Raw genomic sequence first — 22,402 nt, 5'->3', positions numbered from 1 at the left:
TCTTCTGATGGCTCTCCTTCCGGGGAGCCATTACTGAAACCTCTACCGTAACAATCTGTACACTATTTACTCGATCCTGTTCGCATTTTTCCCTGACCTAACCGGGTAAGCTGATCATGTGTATTTCTTATACACATTCTTTACCACTAACAGGGAGAAAGTATGTTTCCAGAATATAGAGACCTTATTTCCCGACTGAAATCCGAGAATCCTCGTTTTCTGTCCTTATTCGAAAAACACAACAGCCTTGATCATGAGATTTCCAGACTGGAAGGTTCGGATGGTCGGGGATACAGTTTGGACATTGTTCGTCTTAAGAAACAGAAACTCCACCTGAAGGAAGATTTGCTCAAAATTTTGCAAAGAGAGAGTGTCAGTGAGAGCTAAATAGTACTGTGCTCACTGTGTAAAAGGGCTTCCAGCGAGAAAAGGAAGCCCTTCCTGTTTCAGGCGTTAATCGACCATCACACGTTTGTTTGTCGCCCCCCAGAGGATCGACATTTCAGTGAACAGCGCGCCGCTAATTTCTTCGACCTCTTCTGCGCTCACCTGCGCATTTCCCTGTTTTCCGAATAACACCACTTCATCGCCGGATGTAACCTGCGGTAGATCGGTCACATCAACAATCACGGTATTCATGGATGTTTTACCCAGCACAGGAACCCGCTGGCCGTGGATCAGTACGTGCCCCGCGTTACTGAACACACGACGATATCCATCAGCATAACCCGTCGGAATATTGGCAAGAACGGAATTACGTTTAAGGGTATAGGTTCTGTCATACCCGACGGTATTTCCTTTGGGGTAATGGTTTACCGACGCGATTGCGGATTTAAACGTCATGACGCGTTTATATTCGGTGCTGGCAATGGTATCGCCATAAAAAATACCGCCAACACGCACCATGTCGAGCCAGGATTCAGGGACGGTCAGGGTGGCGAACGTATTCGCGACATGCAGGGTGACATTTTCGCGCTTAAGCCCGGTAATGTTGAGTACCTGGGCCGATTGCGTATTGAAACGGGCCAGATCGCGTTTCACCACCGCCGCATCTTCTTCCGGGAAATGCGACATGATGCCAACAATTTTCAGACCGGGTAACGCGGAAATGGCGCGGGCCTCTTCCAGACCTGACGCGGTGCTGACTTCCAGACCGTTTCGTGACACACCGCCAGAGTTCAGAGCGAGATGGATACGAATCGTTTTCCCTTTCTCCAGGGCAATTGCACTCAGACGTTTAGCCATATCCAGATTACCAATCAGCTCTTCGGTATCAAAATCCGCCGCCTGGCGCATCTCTTTTTCCGTTGCGTTGCGAACGCGCATTAGCTGCGATGTATAACCTGACTGACGAACGGTGCTAATTTCCTCGTTGCTGGCGATGCCAATACACTGCACACCGTTTTGCATCATCACCGGCGTAACCAGTGAGAGATCGTGGCCATACGCATCGCCTTTAAGAATGGCGCACATCCGGGTTTTGTCTCCCAGCAGTTGCTGAACTTTATGAATGTTATATTCCAGCGCGCTACGAGAAATTTCCAGCGTGGTATTATCCACAACCTGCTGTTTGTTTACGGCAAAGGGGACAGGACCCGCTTGCGTGGTGGGGGCGGGTTGGTGACAGGCGGTAATCAGTAAAAGCGGAATAAGTGCTAAACGACCCAAAGGTGCTGCCATGCTTGCTCCTTAGCAATAGAATGAAAGTGTTGTTGTCATCATTACGGCCTATCCATGCATCGGATAACCGGACATCCAGAGTAACGGCTTCCGCACCAGAGATTGTTTCTAAGTGATTGCTGTGACAGCATAAAAATATGACCTCCCCGGCGATAAACAGATTAATATCGGCTAGTGCCAGTCAGAAATTCCCCGTTTACAATCGCAAAGGAGATAAACATGTCAGAAATTATTACCGTCAGTGACACGCTGGAACTGCGGGCAGTGGAAGAACAACACGTCACGCCTTTGCATCAGTTGGTGCTCAAAAATAAAGTTTGGCTCCAGCGGTCGCTGAACTGGCCGCAGTTTGTCGAATCTGAGGACGATACGCGTAAGAATGTGCAGGGGAATATGATGTTGCACCAGCGTGGCTACGCCAAAATGTTCCTTATCTTCAAACAAGGTGAAGTGGTTGGTGTTATCTCGTTTAACCAAATAGAACCGTTGAACAAAGCGGCTTATATCGGCTACTGGTTGGATGAAGGTCATCAGGGACAGGGCATGATGTCCCGGTCGCTACAGGCATTGATTCATCATTATGCCCAGCGTGGCGAGATCCGTCGGTTCATTATTAAATGCCGCGTGGATAACCTGGAAAGCAACCAGGTGGCGCTGCGCAACGGTTTTCAGCTGGAAGGATGTTTAAAGCAGGCGGAGTTTCTCAATGATGGCTATCACGATGTGAATCTCTATGCCCGTATCATTGATAGCGTTTCAGAATAAACCGGCGAGGGGGGTGCGCGTAATACGCTGTTCGCCGTTGATAACTTTTGGCCCGCGCAGATGGATTGCATCGCCATCAAAGGCTTCAACGTGGGCCTGACCGGTTATCTCAATATGATGCTCGATCAGCACTTCCCCCAGAATACAGGCGTGACCTTCAATCAGGATGTGACCATCCAGCAAGAGTGGCCCGCCGCGTAATTTTGCATGCCCCCCGACCAGCACATGGTGTTTCAGGACACAGTTACCTTCAACCACCGCATGCTCAGCCACTTGTGAGCTATAGCGCAGGGTCGGTATCGCATCTTCATCGGTGCCAGCGATGATGCGGGCGTTACCGTATACCTTCGCACAATCGCAGATCCAAACGTTATTTTCCTCATTACCCTCGATGCGAGCACAATCAAAAACTTCGGCGCGGTGTTCAATAAAGGCGTAGTCAATGGTCGCATCGCCATAGATCTGCACCTGATGCACAATGCGTGAGTGGTTTACGGTTGCGCGATCATATATTTGTAGGGGCTGGTCACTTTCACGGGTTAACCCTTTGGCGGCGATGACTTCGGAGCCTCCCAGAACACGTGCATCACCCGACAGAAGACACTCGCCACGTACAACAGAGTCCTGAATGGTGACGTTGTCACGTATTTGTGCGCCATGGCTAATTTCAGCCCGATCTATCCATACGGCACCGCCAATCTGTGCGCCTTCTCTGACCACGCTGGCCTGCGTAATACGGGCATTTCCTGAAATGGTTGCCCCCGCAAATGCCATCGCATTCACATCGTAAATCCAGCAATTACCGCACTGCGCCAGTACGGCTTCATCATCAATCCAGCCTCCAGGCGTGCCAGCCGGAACATCATTAAAATCAATCAGTGCAATTATCTGGCGTAGTAATACGCTTCTTTTGTTGCCATTATCCTGATAGCTGAAGGAGCGAGGCTCGTCGCTCAGACGGTATTTGGTCATAGCTCATTTCCGTGTTGCGCACCTTAGTTAAACGTAGCAAAGTTTTCTGTACTGGCTAAATCGCCATAATTTCCATAAAATGCATTTCAAATATACTTTAAAAAATAAACAAAATGAGTAATAACAAGCATAGTGATCGGGTCCTTAATCTTCCGGCCGGTTATTTTGGCATGGTACTGGGCACCATAGGCATGGGATTCGCCTGGCGATATGCCAGTCAGGTATGGTCGGTGAGCCACTGGATTGGCGATGGGTTAGTCATCCTGGCGATGGTTATTTGGGGTCTGTTAACGTTGGCTTTTCTGACCCGTTTAGTCCGTTTTCCCCAGAGTGTGCTGGCAGAAATTCGCCATCCGGTGATGAGCAGTTTTGTCAGCCTTTTTCCGGCAACCACAATGCTGGTCGCGATTGGTTTTGTTCCCTGGTTTCGCCCGTTAGCCGTCGGGCTATTTAGCATTGGCGTGGTGATACAGCTATCGTACGCGGCCTGGCAAACGGCAGGCCTGTGGCGAGGTTCGCATCCCGAGGAGGCAACCACGCCGGGGTTGTATCTGCCAACCGTCGCCAATAACTTTATCAGCGCGATGGCCTGCGGTGCACTCGGCTATAACGATGCCGGACTGGTATTTTTAGGGGCAGGGGTTTTCTCCTGGCTTAGTCTTGAACCGGTGATCCTGCAGCGTTTACGCAGTTCTGGTGAGTTGCCCGCGGTATTACGTACGTCGCTGGGTATTCAATTGGCACCCGCGTTAGTGGCCTGTAGCGCATGGCTTAGCGTCAACGGCGGGGAAGGCGATACGCTGGCGAAAATGCTGTTCGGCTATGGCCTGCTGCAACTGCTGTTTATGCTTCGGCTGATGCCGTGGTATCTGTCCCAGCCGTTTAATGCGTCTTTCTGGAGCTTCTCGTTCGGTGTGTCGGCACTGGCAACCACAGGGCTACATCTGGGACATGCCAGTGAATCGGGATTTTTCCATACGCTGTCAATTCCACTGTTTATTTTTACCAATTTTATCATTGCGTTATTACTGGTACGTACGTTTGCATTGCTGATGCAGGGGAAACTGCTCATCCGCACGGAGCGTGCTGCATTACTGAAATCTGAGGATAAATAATGACCCTTTGCGACGAAAACTACTTTACTGAAAAATACGATCTCACCCGGACCCATTCCGAGGTTGTTGAAGCGGCCAACATTGTCCCGCCAGGTAAAACACTGGATCTGGGCTGTGGCAATGGCCGTAACAGTCTGTATCTGGCGGCAAACGGCTATGACGTCACTGCGTGGGATAAAAATCCCATGAGCATCGCTAATCTTGAGCGCATCAAAGCGGCTGAAGGGTTGACCAATTTGCAGACGAACGTCGCAGATCTGAATGCACTCAGCTTTGATGGCGAATATGACTTTATTCTGTCTACCGTGGTGCTGATGTTCCTGGAAGCGAAAACGATCCCAGGGCTTATCGAAAATATGCAACGTTGCACGAAACCGGGTGGATATAATTTAATCGTAGCGGCAATGGATACCGAGGATTTCCCGTGCACCGTTGGTTTCCCGTTTGCATTTAAAGCAGGTGAATTACGTCACTATTACAGTGGATGGGATCTGCTGAAATACAATGAAGACGTGGGTGAACTTCATCGTACAGATGAAAATGGCAACCGCATTAAACTGCGCTTTGCCACCATGCTGGCGCGTAAAACTGCCTGAACATCCCGTCTGGCTTAACTCTTTCTGCGTTCAGCATTTTTTTGTGCTGAGCGCAGAGAAAAAATTGTGCGGTCGTTACCATTTTTAGTACATCCAAAATGAAACTGTTTTGCTATCCTTTTTATGCATCATTGCGAAAACTAAAGGGATCGTTTCATGCGTACTCAAACTTTATTTAAAGTTGCAGTGCTTACTGGTCTGTTGGCATTATCGGGCTGTGCGTCAAAAGTGACGCAGCCGGATAAATATTCTGGGTTTTTAAAAAATTATTCTGACCTGAAGGAAACAAAATCAGCAACGGGACAACCGGTACTTCGTTGGGTTGACCCGAACTATAATGAATCCAAATATGACAGTATCGTGTATAACCCGATAACGTATTACCCGGTTCCTAAACCTACTACGCAGGTAGGACAGAAGGTTCTTGACCAACTGTTGAACTACACCAACACGCAGATGAAAACGGCCATCAGCAAGCGTAAACCTCTGGTGGCAACGCCAGGGCCACGCAGTCTGATTTTCCGCGGGGCAATCACCGGTGTTGCGACCAGTAAAGAAGGTCTGCAATTCTATGAAGTGATCCCGGTTGCGTTGCTCGTTGCAGGAACACAAATGGCGACGGGTCACCGTACCATGGATACCCACCTTTATTTCGAAGGTGAGCTGATCGATCCGGCAACCAATAAACCTGTGATTAAAGTTGTGCGTCAGGGTGAAGGTAAAGACCTGAACAACGAAAGCACGCCAATGGCGTTCGAAACGTTGAAGAAAGTTGTTGATGACATGGCGACAGATGCCTCCATGTTTGATGTGAACAAAAAATAATAATGAAGAACGCACCATCTGCGGATGGTGCGTTTTTTTATGCCACTCGCCGACGGTACAACAGTTTTCCCATCAAGGCTTCCGGCCGTGCAAACATCACCAGATTTCCCAGTAAAATCAGCACTAAACCGGCAATTGCGTTAGCCTGCCAGACATACCCTTCATACAGAGTTGACAGCGTGAGCGCCACCAGAGGGAAAAGCAACGTACTGTAAGCGGCCTTACTTGGACCGATGCGTCCTACCAGTGTGAAATAAGCGCCGAAGGCAATCACAGAGCCAAAAATAGCCAGATACAACAGTGCGCTAAGGTAGCTAAACGTCCACTGCGGTGTGAAGTCATCACCGCGAACCAGTGCAATGGTGGCAATCAGCAAGGTACCGTACAGCATGGCCCAACTGTTGGTGGTCATCACCTCCAGTCCTTTTTTCTGATGACGCAGGCTTATCATATTGCCCAGGGAAAAACCAAACGTTCCCAGAGCGCTTAAACCAATACCCAGCAGAAGCGAGTGATTCAGGCCGCTATTGACCAAATCCTGCCAGAACAGGGTGATGATACCCGTCAGCCCCAGCGCCGCGGCGAAATAAAAGCGTACCGGTGGTTTTTGACCAAAAAATACAAAACTATTCACCGCATTGAACAGCACGGCCATCGAGAAAATTACTGACTCCAGACCGGTGTTAATCCAGGCCGCTGCCGTGTAAAAACACCAGAAATTGAAGCAAAAAACACATCCGCCCTGTAGCAGACAAAACAGATGGTCGCGTCCGGAGAGTTTACGCAATTTGCCGCTGAACAGCAGGAGAAGAATCATCACCGAGCTGGCGACCGCAAAGCGCCAAAAGATAGAGACCGGAGCAGCAACTGGCCCTTGCTGCAGGTAAATGGCAATCCATGTCGTTCCCCATATCACGACTACCAGGCAGTACAACAATGCGTTCATACATCTCTCTCATTTTTGTATTTAATTGCACACAGTGTCATGACTGGCCGGGGTTGGCTTTCATCTGATTGCGGTCGACTTGCAAAATCTTGCGCTTTTTTTCTCGCAAACATGAAAAGGAGGCTGTTAACAACATGTAGCTGATATAGACTGAAAGCCTGCTAACTTATTCTGAATGTGATGGTATGTCTCAGCCCTATGGCGCCTTTGAAAACTTACGCAAACATAATGCCGTGCTGCATGAGTCGGTTGCGTTACATTCAGGTATCCAACTGGCGGCGTGGTCAAACAAACGCGACACCATTACCCAATATTGCGATCACCACACACTCAGCTTATATGTCGCGGATGGCTACGAGAGCTATCACAAGACGGCTGGGGGCTGGAAAAACGGCGGCGGCCCGGATCGCTTCTGCCTGATGCCGAAAGACAGCGAATCCAGTTGGGATATTCGTGACGATCTCTCCTTTGTACATCTTTATTGTACCGACGCGCATCTACGGGAAGTGGGTGAGAAAGTGTGGGACAAAAGCCCTTATAGCTTCACGCTGGACGAACACACGTTCGGCAGCGATCCGGGGATCACGGCGGTTTATCGTCAGTTTTTACTGGGTAATGACTGGCAGCAACCGGCTAATCACCTGACGCTTAGCGCGGCATCTTCGCTGTTACTGACGCATCTGATTCAGCATTACAGCAATGTTCAATGGCGGCCGCCGGTGGTAACCGGTGGGCTTGCGCCAGCCACATTGCGCAACGTGCTGGCCTATATTGACGCGCATCTGGCCTACCCAATGACCCTCAGCGATTTGGCAACTGAAGCGGCACTGAGTGATTTCCACTTTGCCAGAATGTTTCGCCAGTCGATGAATATGGCCCCGCATCAGTATGTTATGCAGCGTCGTATGGCGCTGGCGCAGCAACTGGTCCGTTATTCTTCACGTAGTTTGTCAGATATCGCAATGGCTTGCGGATTCAGTTCAGCAAGCCATTTTAGCAACCGGTTTAAGCAGGTGACGGGCAAGACGCCAACGCAATTACGTGCGTCGCGATAACCTCAGCACGGCATAACATATCCCTCCGGCGATTAATCCCCAGAACGCAGAACCGATCCCCAATAAAGTCAAACCACTGGCAGTAACCAGAAAGGTGACGATGGCAGCATCTCGCTCCGCTTCATGGAGCAATGCCTGATACAGACTACCGCTAATCGTACCGAGCAAGGCCAGCCCAGCCAGCATCTGGATCCAGCTTGCCGGTAGAGCGGCCATCAATCCGGTTACCGACCCACCAAACACGCCGGCCAGAAGGTAGAACATCCCGGCAGCGGCAGCGGCTAACCAACGTCGTTGGGCATCCGGATGCGCATCCGGGCTTTGGCAAATTGCAGCGGTAATGGCGGCAATACAGATCGAGTAGACGCCAAAGGGAGAAAACAGTAACGCCAGCAGCCCCGTGAAAATAATCAGCGGTGAAACGGGCAAGGAGTAACCTGACGCTTTCATGGTGGCAATGCCGGGGGCATTTTGTGACGCCATGGTGACCAGGAAGAACGGCACTGCGATGCTGATACTGTGTGCAAGAGAAAAGTGAGGGGCAATGAATTCAGGCATCACCGGAGATAAGTTAATGTTATTGGTGACAACGTCACCTTTTAGCAATGCGATGGCAATACCCACCAGCATGGCAGCAATGACGGCGTACCTGGGGGCGACAACTTTTAACACCAGCCACGCCAGCAGCATGCTGGCGCACAGGAGAAGCTCATTATTAAGGCTATTGAATGCCTGCAAACCAAAACGCAGCAGGATCCCGGCCAGCATTGCCGACGCCAGTGAGTGTGGGATTATCTGCATCAGACGTGCAAACAACCCCGTCACACCACACAGGACTATCAACGCGTTAGCAACAATAAAAACGCCGACAGCATCCTGAATGGTCACGCCTTGCAGACCCGTAACCAGCAGCGCAGCACCAGGCGTAGACCAGGCGGTCAGGATGGGAGCACGATACCACACTGATAATGCCAGCGTACTCACGCCCATCGCGATTCCCAGTGCGGTCATCCAGCCAGCAATCTGCCCGGTCGTTGCGCCTGCGGCTATCGCCGCTTGCCAGATGATGGCTGCTGAACTGGCATAGCCGACCAGCACGGCAACAAAACCGGATAAAACGGTGGGCAAAGGGATTGATAATGTGCGCATAGCGACTCCGCGTGCGTTATAACGGTCATTCACTGTAGCACTGTGCGTTATAGCGTACAAGTGATAAGCTGATGGACAGAAACAGGAGATAGAGGAAGGTGACAATGGACAATTTAACCCACTATCTGGCTACCACGCTCCGGACATTACGTCACCAGCGGGAATGGAGTCTGTCGCGTCTGGCAGAAGAAACGGGTGTATCTAAGGCCATGTTGGGACAGATAGAACGCAATGAATCCAGTCCAACAGTGGCGACGCTATGGAAAATTGCCACCGGACTGAACGTGCCGTTTTCGACGTTTATTTCACCACCAGAGTCAGCAGTCACAGCGACGTTTGATCCCCAACAGCAGGCAATGATAGTGACACCGCTGTTTCCATGGGACCCACAACTCTGCTTTGACCATTTTTCAATATTGCTGGCACCGGGGGCGTTGAGTGAATCTACACCGCATGAAACCGGTGTGATTGAGCACGTAGTGGTGATTAGTGGCCTGCTGGATATGTGCATTGATGGGCAGTGGCGAACCATCAAATCAGGTGAGGGTGTCCGTTTTGCGGGTGATACTGCACATAGTTACCGTAACAGTGGAGAACAGACGGTTCACTTTCATTCCCTGATCCATTACCCACGCGGTTAATCGGGAAAACTATTCCGAAATGCCGCGCTTCTGACTACAATAGCCGCCATTTTTACCGCTTGTGGATGGTAACAACTGTATGCGCCAGCAACCTCATCACCTTGAATTGTTAAGCCCGGCTCGTGATACCGCAATTGCGCGCGAAGCCATTTTGCACGGCGCGGATGCCGTATACATTGGCGGCCCCGGTTTTGGTGCGCGTCACAACGCCAGCAACAGCCTGAAAGACATCGCTGAACTGGTGCCATTCGCTCATCGATATGGGGCGAAAATCTTTGTGACGTTAAACACGATTTTGCATGATGATGAGCTGGAACCTGCTCAGCGGTTAATTACCGATTTGTATCAGACGGGTGTTGATGCGCTGATTGTGCAGGATATGGGGATTATGGAACTGGATATCCCGCCGATTGAACTGCATGCCAGTACCCAGTGTGATATTCGCAGCGTTGAGAAGGCGAAGTTTCTTTCTGACGTCGGATTCACGCAGATTGTACTGGCGCGCGAACTGAGTCTTGAGCAGATTCACGCGATTCATCAGGCGACGGACGCGACGATCGAGTTTTTCATCCACGGTGCGTTATGCGTTGCTTATTCAGGCCAGTGTTATATCTCTCATGCGCAAACCGGGCGCAGCGCTAACCGCGGCGACTGTTCACAAGCCTGCCGACTACCGTATACCCTGAAAGACGATCAGGGCCGGGTGGTGTCGTATGAAAAACACCTGCTGTCGATGAAAGATAATGATCAGACCGCCAACCTCGGTGCGTTGATTGATGCCGGAGTACGTTCCTTCAAAATTGAAGGTCGCTACAAAGACATGAGCTATGTGAAGAACATCACTGCACATTATCGGCAGATGCTGGATGCCATCATCGAAGAACGCGGCGATCTGGCACGTTCATCAGCAGGTCGCACTGAGCATTTCTTCACACCATCTACAGAGAAAACGTTCCACCGCGGCAGCACTGACTATTTTGTCAATGCCCGTAAGGGCGACATCGGCGCATTCGACTCACCTAAATTCATTGGCTTGCCAGTGGGTGAGGTACTGAAGGTGGCGAAGGATTATCTTGATGTCGAGGTGACGGAGCCACTGGCAAACGGGGATGGCCTGAACGTATTGATTAAGCGTGATGTGGTTGGATTCCGTGCCAATACTGTAGAAAAAACGGGGAATAACCGTTATCGGGTATGGCCGAATGAAATGCCATCGGACCTGCACAAAGTGCGGCCGCACCATCCGCTCAATCGCAATCTCGATCATAACTGGCAGCAAGCGTTAACCAAGACATCCAGCGAACGCCGTGTCGCGGTTGATATTGAATTAGGTGGCTGGCAGGAACAGTTGATCCTGACGTTGACCAGTGAAGACGGCGTGAGTATCACCCATACGCTGGATGGCCAGTTTGAAGAAGCGAACCATGCCGAAAAAGCGTTGAGTAATTTGCAGGATGGTCTGGCAAAACTTGGACAGACGCTGTACTACGCCCGTGATATTCAGGTGAATCTGCCGGGGGCGCTGTTTGTTCCGAATGGTCAACTCAATCAACTTCGCCGCGAAGCCATCGACATGCTGGATACCGCGCGTCTGGAAAACTACCAGCGTGGCAGTCGTAAGCCTGTTGCCCAGCCGGCACCGGTCTATCCGCAGACGCATCTGAGTTTTCTGGCAAACGTCTATAACCATAAAGCGCGTGAGTTTTACCACCGTTATGGTGTCCAGTTGATTGATGCAGCATATGAAGCGCATGAAGAAAAGGGCGATGTTCCGGTGATGATTACCAAGCATTGCCTGCGTTTTGCATTCAATCTGTGTCCGAAACAGGCAAAAGGGAATATCAAAAGCTGGAAAGCCACACCGATGCAATTGGTGAATGGTGATGAAGTGCTGACGCTGAAATTTGATTGCCGACCGTGCGAAATGCACGTTATCGGCAAGATGAAACACCACATTCTGAAAATGCCGTTGCCGGGCAGCGTAATGGCTTCTGTCAGCCCTGATGAGCTGATGAAAACACTGCCGAAGCGGAAAGGCTAACTCAGATGTGTATCTGGCTTGCGTGATTTTTGCCAGTGATGGTGTTCGCGTAGATCGGCGGCGGATTCTTCCGCCGTCACTCTTAGCTCATCGCTGTCTGCCGTGTGGCGTAATAAATGATCGGCATCCTGTACCTGAAGATATTCATGTCCCTGATGAGTAGCGAAAAGCTGGCCGGAGAAAAGCGCGCTGGCAAGCAATAACACCGTTAACCCTTTCTTAAACATCATGCACCCTCTGGCACGTTAGCTGTGGACGTGGCGATAATTTCGCCGGGTGACTATTCAATAATTTAATCGCTGTAAAGGCAATCGTCCGTTGCATAAAATCGAGAGCTATTGCGCGTTTGTTTAATTAACGTGGGCAGTGAGTTCGCCGGGAAGTGCAGGCACCGCCCGGCTTTTATTCATGTTTATCAGGATTTAAAGCCTGCCGCGGTCATCAGCAGGCGAAAGAACATACCGACGGCGGCCAGCGCTAATACGCTTCCCCCCCACAGGATCACCAACCACATCAGACGTTTCCAGATTGATTGTTCCATCAATGATACCCCTCACCATGTTGAACTTTGCCGCGAAAGACGTAGTAGCTCCAGAAGGTGTACACCAGAATGATTGGGATAATCAGTAGCGCTCCCACCAACATAAAGCCCTGGCTTTGCGTCGGCGCCGCGGCCTGCCAAAGGGTAATAGACGGCGGAATAATATGTGGCCAGATACTGATCCCCAGACCGCTGAAACCGAGGAAAATTAAACCCAGCGTCAATATAAATGGCAGGGCATGACTATGTTGCTGACCCAGAGAACGCCACAGCCACAGGCTGATGAGTGCGACCAGCAGCGGAACCGGCATCAGGAACCACAGATTTGGCAGGCTAAACCAACGATCGGCAATCGCACTGTGTGCCAGTGGTGTCCACAAACTGATAATGGCAATGACGACCAGCAGCGCCAGCAGCAGTTTTTTTGCCACATTGCGCATTTTATCCTGTAGCGGGTTTTCGCTTTTCATTACCAGCCATGTTGCGCCAAGCAGCGCGTAGGCCACGACCAGCCCCAGCCCGCAAAACAGCGTGAAAGGCGTTAGCCAGTCAAACGGTCCACCGCTGTAGCTGCGGCCAGTAACGGAAAATCCATTGAGGACCGCCCCCACGACCACACCCTGGGTAAACGTGGCAAGAATTGAACCGCCCAGAAAGGCTTTATCCCAGAACGGTCGGTGTGCAGGCGTGGCTTTGAAACGAAACTCAAAGGCAACGCCGCGAAAAATCAGGCCGATCAGCATCAGGGTGAGTGGGATCGTCAGTGCATCGACAATGACCGCATAGGCCAGAGGAAATGCGCCAAATAATCCTGCGCCGCCCAGTACCAGCCAGGTTTCATTCCCATCCCATACTGGTGCGACACTGTTGACCATCACGTCGCGGTCATCAGCATCCTGAATGGCGGGGAATAAGATGCCGATCCCAAGATCAAAGCCGTCCATCACGATATACATCAGCGTGGCGAACACGATAATAACAAACCAGATAACTGATAAATCAATACCCATTAGCGATGAGCCTCAGTTTGAGAATCAAGGACGGCAGCGGAAAGTGGCCGTGCAGGTGTGCCAGTTGGCGGAAGGGTCGGATCATCTTCCTGTGGCCCTTTACGGATCAGGCGAATCATGTAGCTATAGCCCACACCGAAGACCGAACTGTAAACCACAAAGAAGGCCAGCAGACTGATGCTCATATGCAAATCACCATGTGCGGAAACCGCGTCCGCTGTGCGTTGCAAACCGTAAACTACCCACGGCTGACGACCAACTTCAGTGGTGACCCAACCGGCCAGAATAGCGATCAGACCAGAAGGTCCCATCCACAGCGCGAAACGCAGGAAGGGACGTGAGGTATACAGGCGTTGCTTGTAACGTAACCACAAGGCGAATGTGCCCAACAGGATCATCAGCATGCCAAGCCCCGCCATGATGCGGAACGACCAAAACACCATGGTGGAATTGGGTCGGTCTTCTTTAGGAAACTCTTTTAGCGCCGGGACCTGTTTATCCAGACTGTGGGTCAGGATTAGGCTTCCCAGCGCCGGAATTTCCAGCCCATAGTGGGTACGCTCTTGCTCCATATCTGGCCAACCGAACAGTAGCAACGGAGTGGGTTCGCCGGGCGGGTTTTCCCAGTGCCCCTCGATGGCGGCAATTTTGGCAGGCTGATGCTTAAGCGTATTCAACCCGTGCATATCGCCAATCAACGCCTGCAACGGGGCGACGATTAACGTCATCCACAGCGCCATAGAAAACATGGCGCGAATAGCCGGGGTGTTATTCCCGCGTAATAAATGCCATGCCCCTGACGCTGCGACAAACAGCGCGCTGCTCAGGAAGGCGGCGACCGACATATGCAGCAGGCGATAAGGGAATGACGGGTTGAAAATAACGGCAAACCAATCCACAGGAACGACCTGTCCATTGACGATTTCATAGCCCTGTGGGGTCTGCATCCAACTGTTGGAGGCCAGTATCCAGAAGGTCGATATAATTGTCCCCAGCGCAACCATGCAAGTCGCGAAGAAGTGCAGGCCTGGCCCCACACGGTTCCAGCCAAACAGCATTACCCCGAGGAAGCCTGCTTCGAGGAAGAAAGCGGTTAACACTTCATAGGTCAGTAGTGGCCCGGTGATGCTCCCGGCAAACTCGGAAAAACCGCTCCAGTTAGTACCGAACTGATAAGCCATCACCAGCCCGGACACGACGCCCATACCAAAGTTTACGGCGAAGATTTTGGACCAGAAATGATACAGCGAACGCCAGGTTGGATTTTTGGTTTTCAACCAGAGACCTTCCAGCACCGCCAGATAGCTGGCAAGACCGATAGTAATGGCCGGAAAAATGATGTGAAAGGATACCGTAAACGCGAACTGGATCCTCGCCAGGTGAAACGCGTCAAGACCGAACATGCTTAACTCCGCAGGCAAAATTGATTTGGCGCAATTCTAAGCCGCGCCACATCTGGGTTGCAGAAACAGAACCAGTCTTTTTTCCCATAACAGTTACCCGACTGTTATGGGCCTTCCCCAAAATCTCCCCAAAACTCCGCCCCAATAATGGCTAAAATTAAATCGCCAAAATCACCCAACCATCATTCCTTTCATCGTGATATTTCTCGGTCATTTTGGCCGATTTATGCCCCAGCAATTCCTGAGTATTGATCCCCTGAGCAGAGTAGAGGCGTTCTGCCAGGGAACGCTGTTTGTGAAACGAAACAGGCGTTTTGCCTTCTGGCGGAGTAATGCCTGCTGCGTCCCGGCATCGGGCGAACATGGTGCTGGCGGTAGCCTTGTTTATTGTCGCGCCAGATTTAATCGTCGCAGTCGTCCTGGAGTGATGAACCAGATAGGGGCTTAACGCACGATCATGGCACTGATTTATGACGTCCTCCAGGGAAAGCCCGACTGCATCACAATGAAGCGTTAAGGGAAGGGCAATTTTGTTGCCAGTTTTACCCTGAACAACCCATAAATATCCGTCTCTGACATCCCTGAATTTCATGCTCAGAATGTCGGAAAGACGCTGACCAGTGACGAGGGCGAGTTGCAGTGCGTTCACAGCCCACGGTGAGTATCGTTCTCGGGCCACTTCCGTAATTTTTCTCCAGTCATCGTGTTGCAGTCGGGCGCGGGTGACTTCAACTTTTGGCTTGCGGGTAGATAATGCCGGGTTGAACCCCGGGGGAACCTCACCAGCAAATTGAGCCTCTTTAAACAAATCTATCCAGTTTGAACGCACGTGTTTAGCCATAGTGTTTTTGCCTTCATCTACGTATTCTTCAAGAATTGCAGCCATTTCACGAGAACCAACGGATGCCAGCGGCGTATTAGCTATGCGGTCGCAAAGCACGCTCGCAGCATGCCGCCGTTCATACAGCGTTGAGCTTGAAATAACGCCTTTGTCTTGTCGCTTCTCCAGCATTGATATGCATCTCTTTACCCAATCTTTGAACCTCAATTCTTCGGCTTGCTGCGGTTGATGCCTTTTTTTAGCAATGTCAACGAGCTTGTAGCTTTGCTCAACCTGCTGTACAGCAAAAAGGCGGTTTAACTCAATGGCTGCAGCTTTCGCAGCAGCTTCATCTGAACCAAAACTTTGCCATTTTTGAGTAAGGGGATCTTTATATTGCCAGTAGACTTTGTTGTTACGCTTATCCAGCTTTATATATAGGTTTTCGATATCGATATTATGTTTGCGTGGAGCGCTCATTGATTGCTCTCTCAACCAGTAATTTTGCTTTTTCCGGCAGATTTCGGGAAATAAGTCTTTGTCCGCCGCAACCAATAAAAGTGGCATCTTCATCGACAACCCATTTTTTTCCGTCTTTTATAGGGCGTGGGTATATCTGTCCGGTTTTTGCCAGGTGATTAAGGCGAGATCGCTTCTGCGGGTAGCTGGTGACAAATGAAATTAAACGCCCCGGATTTCCCCGTCTGTTTTGCGAATTTTTCGTAAACGGGATTTATCGTTATTTCGACGTTCTGAGCGGCTGGCGCCAGCAGGTCATACATGATCTCGGCAAATTTCTGGCGCTGCTCTGTGTTGAATAGGAGGTGCTGTTTAGCAAAGTTAGTGAACGATTCGGACCAGCGGAGGATCTCTTCATGGACAATTGCCAGGGCTTCTTCATCTCTGGTTTCTGGTGTGATGCGCTCTTTAACGGCAGGGATAACAGGGCCAGCCACCATCTTCAGGTGCTTCATCATTTTTTCCAGCCCGGCAGAGTTATCAGCATCGTGCTGCGCGATCATCTCCAACGCTTCGGTGTGGTCCGCTTCTAACATTGCTGCAGTAATACGAGCAATAACCGGGGCTGTGTAGAGCTGGTGGAATGAATACCCGGCACGCACATAAAAGCGCATTTCACCAGTTGAAAGCATTACCGCCTTGTACACATTGCCCTTGTTACTAATTAATTTTTCCATTTTTAGAATCCCCATCGTGGCCTTATCGCGCTATGCGAAAGACAAGCAGGTTGCGCGATGTGGTAACGCGGTGCCGCCTCCATTCGCTGAGGCGCTTGTGAGAGCTAACTTGCCTGAGCTTTGCATCTCTCGGGAGTTCGATCTGACGTTCAAATACCAGACGCAGATTTGCGAGGCAGTGTGGAACACCTACGCCTCTGATCTTCCGCGAGGGTTACTGAGGAAAACCCAAAAACGCCTGATTTCGCTTGTCTGGCTCGCGGTGCAAGAGGTGGCAGTACAACACCTGGCAGTACAACACCTGGCAGTACAACACCTGAATGATACCTATAAAACGCATGCTGGCGCGCTGCTCGCCTCTCGTTTGGGCGTATCGCGATCTACCTGGTGCGAGGTTTACGCAGAGCACTGGCAGGGATTGAAAGCTGTCGTTGAATCACTGGATATGTGCGCGCTTGGGGAGGTTTTAAAGCGAAAGCAATGTAGCAATTTTGACGATGATGGTGGCGAACTATTACAAAACCGAACAAAATAGGCCATATTTGACGCTAATTTGATATGTTGTCAAAACTGTAAAACCCGCTTAACTGCGGGTTTTTGCTTTCCGGCGATCCGACAGGGGTATTCGCGAACGTGCTACGGCACAGTACCCCTGTCAGATCGTCGCTTGGTTAAATTTGCCCCGCTACAGATTGCGCGTGAATTGCAAGCTAGTGACGGATTGCACTTTCCATGAGCCGTTTTCCTTAACCATGCAGTCGCTGACGATGTGGTTTTGTTTCTCCCCAAATGCCACGTAGACATTCACACAAATGGGGTCTGTATCTCCTGCAATAGCGGTCACATGGCCTGGCCAATCCTCGCCGATATCCTGCGCTTTGAGGAAAAAATCTGCAGAATAGAAAACGCCGTCGTAATCAGGATCTTGAGTTCGTCTAAGTTTCTGCATGGTCGCGGCGGTGACGTATTTATCAATAGTCTTGTCGTCTGTGATCGGAAAATTGTTCTTATCAATTTGATCCACATACCACTTGTTGAATGCGACAGCTTGGCTGACGGGGTCGGAACCACCCGCCATCGCTGAAGTCGCTATTAATAACAAAAGCAGTAATTTTTTCATCAATTATGCCTGTATATAGTAATTGCGGGCTGTAGTTCTCTGTATTGAGGGCCGGGATATAGACTGCGTTGCACAAAATCTGAATACCAGGTACCCGTTCCGTCGTAAATACATGCGTGTCCATACTGGTTTGGCCCTGGCAGGGCTTCGATGACCGCCACGTCACCTTCCAGCAGGGTGCCGTATGCTCTGGTAAAACCGGCATTCTCAAGTGATCTAGCGAAATTGTTGGCGTTAGCGCCTTCTATTCTTATTCCACCAGCTCGAATTGCTGCCGCTACTGCCCGGGCACAATAGCCTCGGCTTTGTTGGCTTGCGTGAGTTCTTGCGTAAGACACCGCGGCGTGCTTGTTCCATGACATAAGATTTCCTTATTATTAGAGCGAGGTAAAAGGAAAACATTACGCCGACAGTTAATTAAAAATTGTATCTTATGGTGAGGTTTAATTAACCAACATAAATATCAATGATATTAATTTCGAATTAATAAATATGACAGTGCATTGTATTAGCAATATTTCCCGCAAATCCCATAGTTAACCTTATTCACTCTGTGCCTGTTGTTAAATCCAGTCTGTGGGATTTGCAGAAAAGCATTGCTATTGCTCCGTTTCCCCGGTCACTTCCGGGGTTTTTTATTCGAATACGCGCCCGCCCAATCAATCGCACCTGTCGCTGTGGGCGAGGCGCTAACTATCAATGGATTGTCCATGAAATTACCAGAACTTAACTGGCCGCTGGTGGCCTACCTGTGGGGCGGTTGTATCTGGCTGGGCTCTATCGCTCACTCGGCGTTTCGTTCTCTGTGTGGAGACGACGTGACTATCGTTAGTGTCGTGCTCCAGCTCATAGTTGCCTCGTTTGCTGGTCTGCTGGTTATTTTGATTGCTGTTCGCTGCAGCTGGGGTGCTGAGACAACCGGAATTGTCTGTTCCGTGGCCGGTTAGGCTGGTGGTCGATTCGTCCAGGTAATTGAGCGTCGTGTGATGAGTGGCATTGCCGAAAAGTGATTTTATAAAATTCTACAAAACGACGCTGTCCAACCTGCAAAACTAGTGAATTATGCTGATTTAGCAACTGAGCAGTCGGCCGTTTTTCGGGGTGAATATTTTCCTACGCAACATAAAACTCTGATTGAGGTAGTCCCAATGAAAAAATCTCTACTCGCAATTATCGCGGGGGCTTCGCTGTGCGCGTTGTCTGCCTGTTCCCACTATACCGAAGCAACCGGCCCTAACGGCACCACTGTAAAGCACGTCGCTATCGCTCCAGGTACCAGCGTCACTACGCAGAACGGCTGTATTAACTCCGCTGGCAGCACTTGCACCCAGCAGACCACCACCAGCGATGATGCAACGCAGTAACCACTACAGAGCGTCATTGCAATGGCGCTCGATAGTGAGCACTTGAACATAAAAAAAATTGTTAAATTAAGGAGATACTTATCTGGCGGAATAATCCGCTATAAAGTAAGGCATTGCAATGTTGGAAAATTATTACGGTAAAGGTGCTGCAGATAAAGCAACCCCAGAACAACGTCAGCGCTTAATCGCTGTAGAGGCGGCTCTGGCTATAGCAATTGCTGCCGCACCTAAAAGCGGCGTGCACGAATCATTCGTCGGCCTGGAAAATCTGCTTGATAAAGCTGCTGATGCGATACAAGGCGCTTTAAAAAAATAAAATGAATGGGAACATTCTGCAGGGTCGCTAAGGCGACCTTTTTTATTGCCAGTAATCAGCACTCAGCGCTATCGCTGTGTAGTGATTATTAGGAAGGTGGGCGACCGCCGCCAGTTACGACCTGGCGACAGCCATTCATACCCACACCACGCCGTGAATACGAACCGAGGCCCACTTGCTCGCGCGAGCGGGGCTAAATATAGGTTGAAACATTCGTGGCTGCAAAGATAAAGATCATTTTTAAAGCACTAACCGAGATTTTCGGTTACGTGAAGAACACCCGAACCCATTCAGAAAGCCAGATCGCGCAAATCGCTGCCAGTATTCAGGAATACGGCTGGACTATGCGGCTCAGGCCGCGCTGAATATAACCACTCTACAGGCAGGGATCGCCAGTAATCGCACCTATGACGGCGACAGTGACGCGCTGACGGAGTGGCAAAAATATCTCTGTGATCTGCGAGATATGACCCTGGAGCAATTGCAACAATCGCCAGCAGTTTTCCCGGTAATTCCAGCACCTATTCTTTAAAATCGTTCCCCAAAACACTTTCTATCTACCTGAGATTTAAGGAGATTATCTAAGCCATTTAAGCGAGTAAAAACATGTTTGATTATCACCTAACTTACTGATTTTAAATAAATTCCTATATGCGTGTCTTATCTGGATCCTCGCCAGGTGAAACGCGTCAAGACCGAACATGCTTAACTCCGCAGGCAAAATTGATTTGGCGCAATTCTAAGCCTCTGGCGAAATGTGGGGCAGAAACAGAACAGTTCTTTTTAACCATAACAGTTGTGCTGCTGTTATAGGTCGCACGATCTGATATGCAATCTGGTCACCGCATTTGAATGTTACTTCGACGATAATGAGTTTATCCCGTGGCCTGCGGTGGTTGACGGTGCTGATGACTCTGTGAACATCACCTGTTTATTCGCCTTAAAGCACACCCCGAAAATTGATGCTGTACAGATAGCTGCCCGGGCCTTAGGCAAAGAGCTCTCGCTAACGATGTTGTAAAATTGTTAACTATAACAGTTCTTAAAATATCGTTATTTATGTAGACTGATATATACAGAGGTTGTCACCGATACCGAATATCAGGACGAAAAATGAAGAAGTACCAGCGACTGGCGGAGCAAATTCGCGATCAAATCGCGTCTGGCGTATGGCAACCAGGCGATCGGTTGCCCTCTTTGCGTGAGCAGGTGGCAAGCAGCGGGATGAGTTTTATGACCGTGGGGCATGCCTACCAACTGCTGGAAAGTCAGGGGCGGATCATCGCCCGGCCGCAGTCGGGCTATTATGTTGCCGCACGCCCCGAACGCGAAGCCGCCGTGCCGCAGGTACAGGTCATGCGCGATGAAGCCGTGGATATCAACACCTACATCTTTGACATGCTGCAGGCCAGTCGTGATGCTTCCGTGATGCCGTTTGCATCCGCTTTCCCCGATCCGCGCTTATTTCCGCTTCAGCAGCTTAATCGTTCGCTGGCTCAGGTGAGTAAAACGGCTACCGCCATGAGTGTTATCGAAAACCTGCCGCCCGGAAATGATGAACTGCGTCATGCGATTGCCCGTCGATATGCACAACAGGGAATGGCCCTTTCTCCGGATGAAATTGTAATCACCACCGGCGCGCTTGAAGCGCTTAACCTGAGCCTGCAGGCCGTCACTGAGCCGGGGGACTGGGTGATTGTCGAAAACCCGTGTTTTTACGGCGCATTGCAGGCTCTGGAGCGATTGCGCCTGAAGGCGTTGTCCGTTGCCACCGACGTGAAGGAAGGAATCGACCTTGTCGCACTGGAGCAGACGCTACAGGAGTACCCGGTCAAAGCCTGCTGGCTGATGACCAACAGCCAAAACCCACTGGGTTTTACGCTCAGCGCAGAGAAAAAAGCCCATCTGGTCGCATTATTGGAAAAATACAATGTGATGCTGATTGAGGATGATGTTTACAGCGAACTCTATTTTGGCCGGGAGAAACCGCTGCCGGCTAAAGCCTGGGATCGAGGGGACAGGGTGTTGCACTGTTCATCGTTCTCGAAATGTCTGGTCCCCGGCTTTCGCATTGGTTGGGTTGCTGCCGGGACACATGCCCGTCGAGTTCAGCGGCTCCAGTTGATGAGCACCTTATCCACCAGTTCCCCCATGCAGCTTGCGCTGGTGGACTACCTGTCGACCCGGCGTTATGACGCGCATTTGCGACGGCTGCGTCGTCAGCTGGCGGAACGCAAACAGCAGGCCTGGCAAACGTTGCTGCGTCATCTTCCGGCAGAGGTCAAAATACACCATAACGACAGCGGTTATTTTCTGTGGCTCGAACTGCCAGAACCGCTGGATGCGGGAGAGCTCAGCACCCAGGCACTGGCACACCACATCAGCATTGCGCCAGGTAAGATGTTTTCAACCTCAGGGACATGGTCACGTTTCTTTCGTTTTAATACCGCATGGCACTGGGGTGAACGCGAAGAACAGGCGGTTAAGCAGCTTGGAAAATTAATTCGCGAGATGATGAAATAAAACGGAATGTGCTATTCAATATAAAAGAATAGCGCATTCTTATTTTAGAAATAGTGAATGTTAAACCCTGATGTTATTTATATCAGGTGCCACCATACGAAATATCAATAGTTCTTCCAGGTGCCACCCTGGCACCTAACTCCTTGTCTATACTCCAGAAGATTAAATCACCTTGCTAAACCCGTGGCGTAATGAGCGTTAGCTCACAACCTGATTAAATTTCCTTGCGCCAGCAGGAACGCTTTTAACACCCCGACTATTTTTAGGAAAGGACATATATTTACGGCAAGGCTGCCGCTCAATATTTTTTCGACAGGAGTAAGA

Annotated in this window: 24 protein-coding genes and 1 pseudogene; 14 read left to right on the top strand and 11 right to left on the bottom strand. The window is 50.3% G+C overall.

All coding sequences use genetic code 11. The annotated features are described in order from the left end of the window. The first annotated feature begins 162 nt into the window (after positions 1 to 162). Positions 163 to 387 (top strand): YdcH family protein, encoded by a 225-nt coding sequence (locus NNN64_RS13100; protein WP_003020276.1) that lies wholly within the window; start codon positions 163 to 165, stop codon positions 385 to 387. A 66-nt stretch (positions 388 to 453) separates the two neighbouring features. Here NNN64_RS13100 and alr read toward each other — a convergent pair whose 3' ends face one another. Continuing rightward, complete coding sequence (alr, locus tag NNN64_RS13095; protein WP_271441654.1) at positions 454 to 1,680, bottom strand: alanine racemase; 1,227 nt, start codon at positions 1,678 to 1,680, stop codon at positions 454 to 456. 219 nt (positions 1,681 to 1,899) lie between these two features. On the opposite strand from alr, the gene rimL reads away from it, so the two are divergent. Next, entirely contained in the window at positions 1,900 to 2,445 is a 546-nt protein-coding gene (gene rimL, locus NNN64_RS13090) for a 50S ribosomal protein L7/L12-serine acetyltransferase (protein ID WP_271441653.1), read from the top strand. On the opposite strand, the gene ydcK is transcribed toward rimL, so the two are convergent. Then, positions 2,437 to 3,417 carry a YdcK family protein gene (ydcK, locus tag NNN64_RS13085; protein ID WP_271441652.1) on the bottom strand — a complete coding sequence of 327 codons (981 nt, stop codon included), beginning with the start codon at positions 3,415 to 3,417 and terminating at the stop codon, positions 2,437 to 2,439. The two genes, rimL and ydcK, sit on opposite strands and share 9 nt — an antisense overlap. Positions 3,418 to 3,530: 113 nt before the next feature. Here ydcK and tehA point away from each other — a divergent pair, with 113 nt between their 5' ends. The 3 genes from tehA (at position 3,531) to NNN64_RS13070 (ending at position 5,953) form a co-directional block, all read left to right on the top strand. Beyond that, the gene (tehA, locus tag NNN64_RS13080) at positions 3,531 to 4,532 is read left to right on the top strand and encodes a dicarboxylate transporter/tellurite-resistance protein TehA (RefSeq protein WP_271441651.1); all 1,002 of its coding nucleotides are present in this window, start codon (positions 3,531 to 3,533) and stop codon (positions 4,530 to 4,532) included. After that, the gene (gene tehB, locus NNN64_RS13075) at positions 4,532 to 5,128 is read left to right on the top strand and encodes a tellurite resistance methyltransferase TehB (protein ID WP_271441650.1); all 597 of its coding nucleotides are present in this window, start codon (positions 4,532 to 4,534) and stop codon (positions 5,126 to 5,128) included. The genes tehA and tehB overlap by 1 nt, the downstream gene beginning before the upstream one ends. A 156-nt stretch (positions 5,129 to 5,284) precedes the next feature. Further along, entirely contained in the window at positions 5,285 to 5,953 is a 669-nt protein-coding gene (locus NNN64_RS13070; protein ID WP_137381800.1) for a DUF3313 domain-containing protein, read from the top strand. Positions 5,954 to 5,990: 37 nt separating this feature from the next. Here the strand turns inward: NNN64_RS13070 and NNN64_RS13065 are convergent, their stop codons facing one another. After that, the gene (locus NNN64_RS13065; RefSeq protein WP_271441649.1) at positions 5,991 to 6,899 is read right to left on the bottom strand and encodes a DMT family transporter; all 909 of its coding nucleotides are present in this window, start codon (positions 6,897 to 6,899) and stop codon (positions 5,991 to 5,993) included. A 185-nt stretch (positions 6,900 to 7,084) separates the two neighbouring features. On the opposite strand from NNN64_RS13065, the gene NNN64_RS13060 reads away from it, so the two are divergent. Next, complete coding sequence (locus NNN64_RS13060; RefSeq protein WP_271441648.1) at positions 7,085 to 7,954, top strand: helix-turn-helix domain-containing protein; 870 nt, start codon at positions 7,085 to 7,087, stop codon at positions 7,952 to 7,954. On the opposite strand, the gene NNN64_RS13055 is transcribed toward NNN64_RS13060, so the two are convergent. Then, positions 7,937 to 9,103 carry a benzoate/H(+) symporter BenE family transporter gene (locus NNN64_RS13055; protein WP_271441647.1) on the bottom strand — a complete coding sequence of 389 codons (1,167 nt, stop codon included), beginning with the start codon at positions 9,101 to 9,103 and terminating at the stop codon, positions 7,937 to 7,939. The genes NNN64_RS13060 and NNN64_RS13055 overlap by 18 nt on opposite strands. Positions 9,104 to 9,207: 104 nt before the next feature. Between NNN64_RS13055 and NNN64_RS13050 the strand changes: the two genes are divergently transcribed. Beyond that, positions 9,208 to 9,744 carry a helix-turn-helix domain-containing protein gene (locus NNN64_RS13050; RefSeq protein ID WP_271441646.1) on the top strand — a complete coding sequence of 179 codons (537 nt, stop codon included), beginning with the start codon at positions 9,208 to 9,210 and terminating at the stop codon, positions 9,742 to 9,744. Positions 9,745 to 9,823: 79 nt separating this feature from the next. Then, a complete protein-coding gene (locus NNN64_RS13045) occupies positions 9,824 to 11,785 on the top strand; it encodes a peptidase U32 family protein (protein WP_271441645.1) in 1,962 nt (653 codons plus the stop codon). Here NNN64_RS13045 and NNN64_RS13040 read toward each other — a convergent pair. The 6 genes from NNN64_RS13040 to NNN64_RS13015 all read right to left on the bottom strand — a co-directional run bounded on the left by NNN64_RS13040 (position 11,782) and on the right by NNN64_RS13015 (position 16,755). Continuing rightward, positions 11,782 to 12,012, bottom strand: coding sequence for a DUF2554 family protein (locus tag NNN64_RS13040; protein WP_005126741.1), 231 nt, complete (start codon positions 12,010 to 12,012; stop codon positions 11,782 to 11,784). The two genes, NNN64_RS13045 and NNN64_RS13040, sit on opposite strands and share 4 nt — an antisense overlap. Positions 12,013 to 12,200: 188 nt before the next feature. Continuing rightward, positions 12,201 to 12,326, bottom strand: a complete 126-nt coding sequence (locus NNN64_RS13035) for a DUF2474 domain-containing protein (protein WP_124021191.1) — start codon at positions 12,324 to 12,326, stop codon at positions 12,201 to 12,203. Continuing rightward, positions 12,326 to 13,336, bottom strand: a complete 1,011-nt coding sequence (gene cydB / locus NNN64_RS13030) for a cytochrome d ubiquinol oxidase subunit II (RefSeq protein WP_271441644.1) — start codon at positions 13,334 to 13,336, stop codon at positions 12,326 to 12,328. Before cydB ends, NNN64_RS13035 begins: the two co-directional genes overlap by 1 nt. Next, the gene (locus NNN64_RS13025) at positions 13,336 to 14,739 is read right to left on the bottom strand and encodes a cytochrome ubiquinol oxidase subunit I (protein WP_271441643.1); all 1,404 of its coding nucleotides are present in this window, start codon (positions 14,737 to 14,739) and stop codon (positions 13,336 to 13,338) included. The genes cydB and NNN64_RS13025 overlap by 1 nt, the downstream gene beginning before the upstream one ends. A gap of 157 nt (positions 14,740 to 14,896) precedes the next feature. Next, the gene (locus NNN64_RS13020; RefSeq protein ID WP_271441642.1) at positions 14,897 to 16,132 is read right to left on the bottom strand and encodes a tyrosine-type recombinase/integrase; all 1,236 of its coding nucleotides are present in this window, start codon (positions 16,130 to 16,132) and stop codon (positions 14,897 to 14,899) included. A gap of 65 nt (positions 16,133 to 16,197) precedes the next feature. Next, the gene (locus tag NNN64_RS13015) at positions 16,198 to 16,755 is read right to left on the bottom strand and encodes a hypothetical protein (RefSeq protein ID WP_271441641.1); all 558 of its coding nucleotides are present in this window, start codon (positions 16,753 to 16,755) and stop codon (positions 16,198 to 16,200) included. A 109-nt stretch (positions 16,756 to 16,864) separates the two neighbouring features. Here NNN64_RS13015 and NNN64_RS13010 point away from each other — a divergent pair, with 109 nt between their 5' ends. Beyond that, on the top strand, positions 16,865 to 17,290 hold the full coding sequence (locus tag NNN64_RS13010) for a bacteriophage antitermination protein Q (RefSeq protein WP_271441661.1): 426 nt from the start codon (positions 16,865 to 16,867) through the stop codon (positions 17,288 to 17,290). 150 nt (positions 17,291 to 17,440) lie between these two features. On the opposite strand, the gene NNN64_RS13005 is transcribed toward NNN64_RS13010, so the two are convergent. Continuing rightward, complete coding sequence (locus NNN64_RS13005; RefSeq protein WP_271441640.1) at positions 17,441 to 17,875, bottom strand: DUF3828 domain-containing protein; 435 nt, start codon at positions 17,873 to 17,875, stop codon at positions 17,441 to 17,443. A gap of 710 nt (positions 17,876 to 18,585) precedes the next feature. Here NNN64_RS13005 and NNN64_RS12995 point away from each other — a divergent pair. The 5 genes and pseudogenes from NNN64_RS12995 to NNN64_RS12980 all read left to right on the top strand — a co-directional run bounded on the left by NNN64_RS12995 (position 18,586) and on the right by NNN64_RS12980 (position 22,078). Further along, a complete protein-coding gene (locus NNN64_RS12995; protein WP_271441638.1) occupies positions 18,586 to 18,822 on the top strand; it encodes a hypothetical protein in 237 nt (78 codons plus the stop codon). Between the two features lie 201 nt (positions 18,823 to 19,023). Then, positions 19,024 to 19,239, top strand: a complete 216-nt coding sequence (locus tag NNN64_RS12990) for a hypothetical protein (protein WP_271441637.1) — start codon at positions 19,024 to 19,026, stop codon at positions 19,237 to 19,239. Between the two features lie 118 nt (positions 19,240 to 19,357). After that, positions 19,358 to 19,555, top strand: coding sequence for a hypothetical protein (locus NNN64_RS12985; protein ID WP_271441636.1), 198 nt, complete (start codon positions 19,358 to 19,360; stop codon positions 19,553 to 19,555). Positions 19,556 to 20,477: 922 nt separating this feature from the next. Further along, positions 20,478 to 20,576 (top strand): annotated as a pseudogene (locus NNN64_RS23365) (type II toxin-antitoxin system HicB family antitoxin); the annotation flags it as partial. A gap of 92 nt (positions 20,577 to 20,668) precedes the next feature. Continuing rightward, the gene (locus NNN64_RS12980; RefSeq protein WP_271441635.1) at positions 20,669 to 22,078 is read left to right on the top strand and encodes an aminotransferase-like domain-containing protein; all 1,410 of its coding nucleotides are present in this window, start codon (positions 20,669 to 20,671) and stop codon (positions 22,076 to 22,078) included. Positions 22,079 to 22,402: the final 324 nt, after the last annotated feature.

The organism is Citrobacter sp. Igbk 14 (assembly GCF_028069825.1).
Lineage (GTDB): Bacteria > Pseudomonadota > Gammaproteobacteria > Enterobacterales > Enterobacteriaceae > Citrobacter.
The sequence above is the reverse complement of the archived record's forward strand: the minus strand, read 5'-3'. Positions and strand labels throughout refer to the sequence as shown.

What these genes read in the sequence shown, in the direction of transcription:
- NNN64_RS13100 (WP_003020276.1), top strand. Translation starts at nt 163, where the DNA reads ATGTTTCCAGAATATAGAGACCTTATTTCCCGACTGAAATCCGAGAAT.
- alr (WP_271441654.1), bottom strand. Translation starts at nt 1,680, where the DNA reads ATGGCAGCACCTTTGGGTCGTTTAGCACTTATTCCGCTTTTACTGATT.
- rimL (WP_271441653.1), top strand. Translation starts at nt 1,900, where the DNA reads ATGTCAGAAATTATTACCGTCAGTGACACGCTGGAACTGCGGGCAGTG.
- ydcK (WP_271441652.1), bottom strand. Translation starts at nt 3,417, where the DNA reads ATGACCAAATACCGTCTGAGCGACGAGCCTCGCTCCTTCAGCTATCAG.
- tehA (WP_271441651.1), top strand. Translation starts at nt 3,531, where the DNA reads ATGAGTAATAACAAGCATAGTGATCGGGTCCTTAATCTTCCGGCCGGT.
- tehB (WP_271441650.1), top strand. Translation starts at nt 4,532, where the DNA reads ATGACCCTTTGCGACGAAAACTACTTTACTGAAAAATACGATCTCACC.
- NNN64_RS13070 (WP_137381800.1), top strand. Translation starts at nt 5,285, where the DNA reads ATGCGTACTCAAACTTTATTTAAAGTTGCAGTGCTTACTGGTCTGTTG.
- NNN64_RS13065 (WP_271441649.1), bottom strand. Translation starts at nt 6,899, where the DNA reads ATGAACGCATTGTTGTACTGCCTGGTAGTCGTGATATGGGGAACGACA.
- NNN64_RS13060 (WP_271441648.1), top strand. Translation starts at nt 7,085, where the DNA reads ATGTCTCAGCCCTATGGCGCCTTTGAAAACTTACGCAAACATAATGCC.
- NNN64_RS13055 (WP_271441647.1), bottom strand. Translation starts at nt 9,103, where the DNA reads ATGCGCACATTATCAATCCCTTTGCCCACCGTTTTATCCGGTTTTGTT.
- NNN64_RS13050 (WP_271441646.1), top strand. Translation starts at nt 9,208, where the DNA reads ATGGACAATTTAACCCACTATCTGGCTACCACGCTCCGGACATTACGT.
- NNN64_RS13045 (WP_271441645.1), top strand. Translation starts at nt 9,824, where the DNA reads ATGCGCCAGCAACCTCATCACCTTGAATTGTTAAGCCCGGCTCGTGAT.
- NNN64_RS13040 (WP_005126741.1), bottom strand. Translation starts at nt 12,012, where the DNA reads ATGTTTAAGAAAGGGTTAACGGTGTTATTGCTTGCCAGCGCGCTTTTC.
- NNN64_RS13035 (WP_124021191.1), bottom strand. Translation starts at nt 12,326, where the DNA reads ATGGAACAATCAATCTGGAAACGTCTGATGTGGTTGGTGATCCTGTGG.
- cydB (WP_271441644.1), bottom strand. Translation starts at nt 13,336, where the DNA reads ATGGGTATTGATTTATCAGTTATCTGGTTTGTTATTATCGTGTTCGCC.
- NNN64_RS13025 (WP_271441643.1), bottom strand. Translation starts at nt 14,739, where the DNA reads ATGTTCGGTCTTGACGCGTTTCACCTGGCGAGGATCCAGTTCGCGTTT.
- NNN64_RS13020 (WP_271441642.1), bottom strand. Translation starts at nt 16,132, where the DNA reads ATGAAGATGCCACTTTTATTGGTTGCGGCGGACAAAGACTTATTTCCC.
- NNN64_RS13015 (WP_271441641.1), bottom strand. Translation starts at nt 16,755, where the DNA reads ATGGAAAAATTAATTAGTAACAAGGGCAATGTGTACAAGGCGGTAATG.
- NNN64_RS13005 (WP_271441640.1), bottom strand. Translation starts at nt 17,875, where the DNA reads ATGAAAAAATTACTGCTTTTGTTATTAATAGCGACTTCAGCGATGGCG.
- NNN64_RS12995 (WP_271441638.1), top strand. Translation starts at nt 18,586, where the DNA reads ATGAAATTACCAGAACTTAACTGGCCGCTGGTGGCCTACCTGTGGGGC.
- NNN64_RS12990 (WP_271441637.1), top strand. Translation starts at nt 19,024, where the DNA reads ATGAAAAAATCTCTACTCGCAATTATCGCGGGGGCTTCGCTGTGCGCG.
- NNN64_RS12985 (WP_271441636.1), top strand. Translation starts at nt 19,358, where the DNA reads ATGTTGGAAAATTATTACGGTAAAGGTGCTGCAGATAAAGCAACCCCA.
- NNN64_RS12980 (WP_271441635.1), top strand. Translation starts at nt 20,669, where the DNA reads ATGAAGAAGTACCAGCGACTGGCGGAGCAAATTCGCGATCAAATCGCG.